Origin of the sequence: Actinosynnema sp. NPDC059797, from assembly GCF_042732085.1 — a bacterium.
Taxonomy (GTDB): domain Bacteria; phylum Actinomycetota; class Actinomycetes; order Mycobacteriales; family Pseudonocardiaceae; genus Actinosynnema.
In genome coordinates, this window is sequence record NZ_JBHWIE010000383.1 from 1 (window position 1) to 6,421 (window position 6,421).

General features: G+C 74.6%; 7 protein-coding genes. 3 read left to right on the forward strand and 4 right to left on the reverse strand.

Annotated elements, in window-relative coordinates; translation table 11 throughout:
* The coding region (locus ACFV4N_RS37775) for a prolyl oligopeptidase family serine peptidase (RefSeq protein WP_499677476.1) at positions 1 to 441 on the forward strand (441 nt) is incomplete at its 5' end.
* A gap of 226 nt (positions 442 to 667) precedes the next feature.
* Here ACFV4N_RS37775 and ACFV4N_RS37780 read toward each other — a convergent pair.
* The 4 genes from ACFV4N_RS37780 to ACFV4N_RS37795 all read right to left on the reverse strand — a co-directional run bounded on the left by ACFV4N_RS37780 (position 668) and on the right by ACFV4N_RS37795 (position 4,985).
* On the reverse strand, positions 668 to 2,398 hold the full coding sequence (locus tag ACFV4N_RS37780) for a serine/threonine-protein kinase (RefSeq protein ID WP_499677477.1): 1,731 nt from the start codon (positions 2,396 to 2,398) through the stop codon (positions 668 to 670).
* Positions 2,399 to 2,512: 114 nt separating this feature from the next.
* Complete coding sequence (locus ACFV4N_RS37785) at positions 2,513 to 2,923, reverse strand: STAS domain-containing protein (protein WP_499677478.1); 411 nt, start codon at positions 2,921 to 2,923, stop codon at positions 2,513 to 2,515.
* 498 nt (positions 2,924 to 3,421) lie between these two features.
* A complete protein-coding gene (locus tag ACFV4N_RS37790; protein ID WP_499677479.1) occupies positions 3,422 to 4,270 on the reverse strand; it encodes a maleylpyruvate isomerase N-terminal domain-containing protein in 849 nt (282 codons plus the stop codon).
* 109 nt (positions 4,271 to 4,379) lie between these two features.
* Positions 4,380 to 4,985, reverse strand: coding sequence for a TetR/AcrR family transcriptional regulator (locus tag ACFV4N_RS37795; protein ID WP_499677480.1), 606 nt, complete (start codon positions 4,983 to 4,985; stop codon positions 4,380 to 4,382).
* A 134-nt stretch (positions 4,986 to 5,119) separates the two neighbouring features.
* Here ACFV4N_RS37795 and ACFV4N_RS37800 point away from each other — a divergent pair, with 134 nt between their 5' ends.
* Both ACFV4N_RS37800 and ACFV4N_RS37805 read left to right on the forward strand, forming a co-directional pair.
* Positions 5,120 to 5,935 (forward strand): SDR family NAD(P)-dependent oxidoreductase, encoded by an 816-nt coding sequence (locus tag ACFV4N_RS37800; RefSeq protein ID WP_499677481.1) that lies wholly within the window; start codon positions 5,120 to 5,122, stop codon positions 5,933 to 5,935.
* A gap of 109 nt (positions 5,936 to 6,044) precedes the next feature.
* Positions 6,045 to 6,421 (forward strand): hypothetical protein (locus ACFV4N_RS37805; protein WP_499677482.1); only part of this gene is annotated, 377 nt, incomplete at its 3' end.

Genomic DNA, 6,421 nt, shown 5'->3' on the forward strand with positions numbered 1-6,421 from the left:
GGGATCCCCCGGCACGGCGCCGTGTTCGCGGCGGCCACGTCCTACTTCGGCGTCACCGACGTGGAATCCCTCGCCAAGCACACCCACGACTTCGAGGCGGGTTACTTCGACTCGCTGATCGGTCCGTCGGCGACCGGCGCGCACCTCTACCGGACCCGGTCGCCGCTGGGCCACGTCACCGCGGGGACCTGCCCCCTGCTGCTGCTCCAGGGACTGCGCGACCCGGTGGTGCCGCCGAGCCAGGCCGTCGCCCTGATCGGGGAACTCGTGGCGCACGGCATCGATCACCAGTACATCGCCTTCGCGGACGAGTCCCACGGCTTCAAGGGGGCGAGGACCGTGCGGGCGTGCCTGGAGGCCGAACTCGTCTTCTACGGGCGGGTGCTCGGTTTCACCCCGTCCACCCATGGCCCGTCACGTCCACCACGCCCGAGGGGGTGATGGGGATGCCACTTCACGTGGGCAGGGGCGGGCGGTCCGGTTCGCGGTCGTGGGTCGCGGACATCGACTCACATCGACTCCCCTGCGGTGGTGCCCGAAAAGCCTCGGTCACCGAACGTACCATACCCTCCTACCGTAAGTGATCCCGGAAACCCCGGTGTTACAAGGGAAAAGTCGCGCGTGCGGAACCGATTCCGTTGTGCCGCGCGTCGCCCGGACCCGCCGGTCAGTCGCTCTGGGCCGGCGCGGTCGGCACGTTCGGCGCGGTCGGCTCACCGGTCTCCGTGTTGCCGCCGGAGTCCTCGGTGGTCGGGACCACCGGGTCCGACGTCTGCTGCGGCGGGGTGGTGACGGCCGGCGCCGAGGTGAGGTCGGTGCCGGGTTCCGTGACGGGCGCCGTCGACTCGGCGGTGGTGGTGGGCACCGTCGCGGACGTCGTTTCCCCCTGAGGCGTGGTGGTCTGCTGCGGCGCTCCGGTCACCTCGGTCGTGACCGCCACCTGCCGGCGGTCGACCACCTGCCGCGGCGAGCCGGGGTCGGCCGGCGGCGCGGAGGAGGCGTGCGGGGCCGCGGGCGCGGTGGAGGAGGTGGGGGAGGAGTTCGCCGGGTCGTGGGCCGAGGTCGCGGCCGTGGTGATGGCGACCGCCCCGACGAGCAGCGCGCCGGCCGAGGCGAGGAGCGCCTTGCGCGGCATGCGCCGCTCGTGCCGGGGCGGGCCTTCCGGGGCGGTGGTCCCGGTGCTCGGCGCGAGGTGGGCCGTGGCGGTGGTGGGGTTGGCGGCGGTGGGGTTGGCGGCGACGTTAGGTGCGGGGGTGGCGGCGGGGTTGGCCCCGCGATCCACAACGGGGTTGGCGGCAGGGGCCGGCGTGGTGCCGGGTGCGGAGCTGGGCGTGGTGCCGGCTGTGGCGTTCGGCGGGGCGCCCGCTGCGGCAGCCGCTGCGGCGCCGGGTGCGGTAGTGGCTGCGGTGCCTGGTGCGGCGGTTGCCGCGGGATCGGCCGCGACAGCGCCTGCGGGACCGGCCTCGGCGGTGGCCGCGGCGTCCGCCGGGGGACCGGCCGCGGCGGCGGCAGAGGCGCCTGCGGTGTCGGTGGCATCGGCGGTGTCGGCGATCATCAGGACGGTGCCGGCGGCCGGAGGGGCGACCGGGAACCCCGCTCCCGGGACTTCCGCGCCCAGCGCCTCCGCGCAGTCGTGCGAGGAGGGCCGTTCGTCCGCCGACGTGGCGGTCATCCGCGACAGCAGCCGCTCGACGTCGGGCGGCAGGTGCTCGGGCAGGACCGGTGGGCGGTGCAGGCGGGCGATCGCGGACTCGACGTCGCCGCCCCCGTACTCGCGCCGCCCGGTCAGGCACTCCAGCAGGACCAGCCCGAGGGCGTAGACGTCGGCCCGGTCGTCGACGTCCCGGCCGAGCACTTGCTCCGGGGCGAGGTAGGCGGCGGTGCCCACCAACTGGTCGGTGCGCGTCAGCCGGGTGGCGCCGGTCAGGTGGACCAGGCCGAAGTCGGCGAGGTAGGGGTTGTCCTCGTGGTCGAGCAGGATGTTGGACGGCTTGACGTCGCGGTGCACCAGGCCGTGGGAGTGCACGTGCGCCAGCGCGTCGGCCAGCCGGGCGCCGAGCCGGCGCACGTCCTCGACGGGCTGCGGTCCGCGGGCGATCCGCTCGCGCAGGGTCTCGCCCTCGACCAGCCGAAGCACGACGAACGGGGCGTCCGCGCCGGTGTCGGCGTCGTAGACGGAGACCAGCCCGGGGTGGGAGAGCCCGGCCAGGACGCGGACCTCGTTGTCGAACCGCCGGGCGGCTTCGGGGTCGAACCCCGGCTGGAACAGCTTGACCGCGACGTGCCGCCGCAGGAGCGTGTCCCAGGCGCGGTGGACCTCGGCCATACCGCCCAGCCCGATCGGCTCGATGAGCCGGTACCGGCCGGCCACCACGTTCTCGCTTACCGACTGTGACACGGACCTACCTCCGGTCGCACCAGGGGACCACTGTCGAGTGCCCTGATGACGGAGAGTGCAAACAGGTGTTCGGAATTCAGCGGTCGGACCAGCGGGTTCAGCCGGCTCCTCGGTTCACCCGGAGCCGGGCGGAGGGCCGCCGAGCAGGATCCTCCCGGCCTCCCGCGCCGCGACCACGGCCTCGGGCGCCTCGGGGCGCAGCACGAGCAGGTCGGCGACACCGGTCTCGACCAGGGGGCGCAGCACCACGCGCCGGTCCGCGGCCACGGCGAACGGGACTCCCCGGGCCTCGGCGCGGTGGCGGACCTCGATCAGCAGCGACAGGCCGATCGAGCCGAACACCACCACGCCGTTGAGGTCGAGCACCAGCGCCCCCGGCCGTTCCCCGAGGCGTTCGACGACCTCCGCGCGCACCTGGTCGCAGGTGTCCATGTCGACCTCGCCCTCGACCTGGACCACCAGCGCGTCGTCGTGCCGCACCGTCCGCACGGCGATCGGCCCGTCGAACTCGACTTGATCACTCATGAGCACGTCCTCCGGCGCCGTGGGGCAGCACGCCGACTCCCGCCTTCGCCCGCGCCGCTCCGAGCGGGGTCCATGGCAGCCCATGATGTCACGCTGTCACCAAGAAGAGCTAGGAAGTGACTTTCCGTAATCAACGGTGCCGCGCGGGGCAACGGCGCCGAGCCGTCCGGAGGGCCTCCGCACCGCCGTGCCCCCGAGGTCACCGACCCCTCGGCCGGTCGTCCCGGTCGGATCCGCCGGTCGCGGGCGGCGTCGGGGAACCCGCTCGGGCGGCGGCCACGGCGTGGTTGGCGGTGGAGCCGACCTGGAACCGCAGTCTCGCGACCGCCAAGCGCATGCTGGCGGCGACCTGCTCGGGAGAGGGTGCGGGCCCGTGGCGCGGACCTCGCTGTTCCGGGTTCACCCGAACCGGGTACCCGCACTCGCCCGATCGACACATCCCGCGACGCTGAGCGCACGAGTTCGGCACGTCCACCGCCCGCCGACCGGAGGTACGGGTCAGGGCGTCCGGGTGCGCCGCAGGTAGGTCAGGGCGGCCCAGGGGCGGGGGCCCGACACCGACACCTCCCGGCTCGCGAGGGCGGCGAGCAGGCTCGTGCGGCGGAAGATCCGCAGCAGCAGCGTCGCCGGCTCGAACCTGACCGTCGCGTCGGCGGTGCGGTCGGGCGCGGTGACCACGACTCGGCCGTCCCCCTCCTCGACGAGGACCGGGGTGGTGTGCGCCGACCGGAACTCGATCAGGACGCGGCGCCCCCGGTGCGCGCCGCCGCCGACCAGGTTGCCGGTGTCGCCGCCGATCAGGCGCATGAGGAACAGGTCGAACGCGAGCGCGGCCTCCTCGGGCGGGATCGACCACGGCTCACCGAGCGCCCTGGCGACGTCGAACCCGTGCAGCAGGACCTCGTTCAGCTGGTGCGCCAGGATCGTGGCCACCGGGAGCCGCGCCCCGCCCAGCCACGTCCGGGGTTCGCGGGGGTCGAGGTCGGCGCTGCGCGCCAGCAGGACGTCCACCCGCTCGACGAGGTCGCGCCCCACCGATTCCCCGTCCCGGTAGGGGAAGTGCCGGATCGAGGACGAGTTGAGCCGGGCGAAGTCGCCGAAGCTCGCCTCCCGCCACCCCGCGTCGAGGTCCGGCACGCCCAGCGGCGACGGGTCGGCGGCGACCAGGCCCGCGTTGAGCCGGGCGACGACGGCGGTGTGGGCGGCGGTCTCGGCGACCGACCAGTCACCGACCGCCCGCGCGTCGGGCCGGCGGCAGTCGGCGACCAGGCGCGCGAACCGCGCGCTCGCGCCGGCGACCGCACCCCTCAGGTCCCGCCACCGCTGATCCGTGAGTTCCAGTTCCACGCGGCGCCCCCATCGCGTCGGCACGACTCCACCAGAAGGTAGTGATCACGGAAATCGGCAACAAGCCGGCGAACGAGTGCACGACCGGCGCGGGGGTCGGCCGGGTGGGTCAGGCGGAGGAGCGCGCGAGGCTCAGCGCCCGGTCGTACAGGTCGCCGACGTCCTCGGCGCCGCCGCCGGCGATCCAGGTGGCGGTCGCGACGTCGGCGCAGGCGAAGGACACGGCGATGACGGTCCGCGCCTCGTGGTCGGCGTCGGCGCCCTCGCGGTCGGTGCGGAGCCTGGCCCTGACCGACGGCACCAGGTCGTCCTGCCAGCGCAGGCGCTTCTGCACGTAGTTCGCCCGCAGCGCCGGCGTGCGGAAGATGAGGGCCGACAGCGTGAGCGTCTCCTCCAGGGAGTGGTTCGCGGTCGCGAGCACGGTGAACCCGGTGCGCAGGGCGGCCCAGGCGGACACGTCGGCGGGCTGGGCCTCGACCGTGCGCCTCAGCAGTTCGCCCAGGGCGTCCTGGTCGCCGCAGACGATGTCCTCCTTGGTGCCGAAGTAGCGGAACAGGGTGCGCTGGGAGACCCCGGCCTCCTCGGCGATCCGGGCGATCGTCGTCTCCTCGTAGCCCTGCGCGAGGAACAGGCGGACGGCCGTGTCGTGGATCTCCCGGCTGGCGAGCTGCCGCGAGCGCTCCCACACCGACGAGGCGCTGGTGCCCTGCTTCATGGCCGGATGCTAACCCACTGCCATCCTGGCAGTAACACGCAAATTGGCAGTTGTGCACACTTTGACAGTCACTGCCAGGTTGGCATACGGTGCAGAAGTCAACGAGGTGCAGTTCGGCGGAACGGGGTGCGTTCATGGGTGCGGTCGACTACCGGGGGCAGCTGACCCTGGTCACGGGGGCCAGTTCCGGGCTGGGTGCGGAGTTCGCGAGGCAGCTCGCCCGGCGGGGCTCGGACCTGGTCCTGGTGGCCCGGCGGCGCGACCGGCTGGAGGCCCTGGCCGGCGAGCTGTCGTCCCGGCACGGGGTGACCGCGCACGTCGAGGTCCGGGACCTCGGCGAGGAGCGGGCGGGCGAGGTGCTGGCGGCGGAGCTGCGGGAACGCGGCCTGGTGGTCACCAGCCTGGTCAACAACGCGGGCTTCGGCACGTTCGGCCCGTTCCACCGGGAGGACCCGGCCCGGCTGCGGCAGGAGATCGCGGTGGACGTGTCGGCGGTCGTCGACCTCAGCCGCGCCTTCATCGACCAGCTGCGCGAGCACGGCCGGGGCGTGCTGGTGAACGTCGCCAGCATGGCCGCCTACCAGGGCAACCCCCGGATGGCCGTCTACGGCGCGACCAAGGCGTTCGTGCTGAGCCTGACCGAGGCGCTGTGGGCGGAGTCGCGGGGCACCGGCCTGCGCGTGATGGCGCTGTCGCCCGGTGCGACCCGGACCGAGTTCTTCGACGTGACCGGCACCCTGGACGCCGCGGGCGGCCAGGCGCTGCAGGACCCCGAGGAGGTCGTGGCCACCGCGCTGCGCGCCCTGGACCGCCGGAACCCGCCGCCCGGCGTCATCGCCGGTCGCCGCAACCGGGTCGTGGCCGGCGCGGCGCGCCACCTGATGTCGCGGGCGCAGGTCGTCCGGGCCGTCGGGCGGCTGACCGGGCGCACGTCCCCGGCCGCCGGCTGAGCTCGCACAACGTCGGCGTCGGTCCCCGCTCGACGTCGGAGGTGATCGCGGTGCGCCGGCTCTTGTGACGGCCCCGTCCCGGGGCGTCACGGAGCCGAAAGGCGACCGCATGAGCAGGACCGACAAGACCAGGCCCCGGTGGGTGCAGCCGGCGGACGCGCCCATGGTGACCTGCGTGCCCGTGCACGACCACCGCTCGGGGGTGTGCGCGCCGCCGGAAGGGGTCACCGCCGACGGCACGTCACCCCGCCACCGCGAGGCCGGTTGCCACTGGACCCACAACCCCCGCCGCCCGCTCCGGGACAACAGCAGGAGCGGCCGGCGGGAGTGGTCCCGGGTGCGGCGCGAGGACCGCCGCCGCGACCGGCACCGGGCGCGTCGCGAGCTGCGCGCCCACCGCGCCCACCTCGGCGAAGAGGGCTGGGGCCCCGGGGGCGGGGCCGGGCGGCGACCGGGCCCGCCCCCCCCCAACCGGCACCGCGCCAC

Excerpts from the sequence above, each read along its gene's own strand:
- ACFV4N_RS37785 (WP_499677478.1), bottom strand. The coding sequence starts at position 2,923 with ATGAGTGATCAAGTCGAGTTCGACGGGCCGATCGCCGTGCGGACGGTG.
- ACFV4N_RS37795 (WP_499677480.1), bottom strand. The coding sequence starts at position 4,985 with ATGAAGCAGGGCACCAGCGCCTCGTCGGTGTGGGAGCGCTCGCGGCAG.
- ACFV4N_RS37800 (WP_499677481.1), top strand. The coding sequence starts at position 5,120 with ATGGGTGCGGTCGACTACCGGGGGCAGCTGACCCTGGTCACGGGGGCC.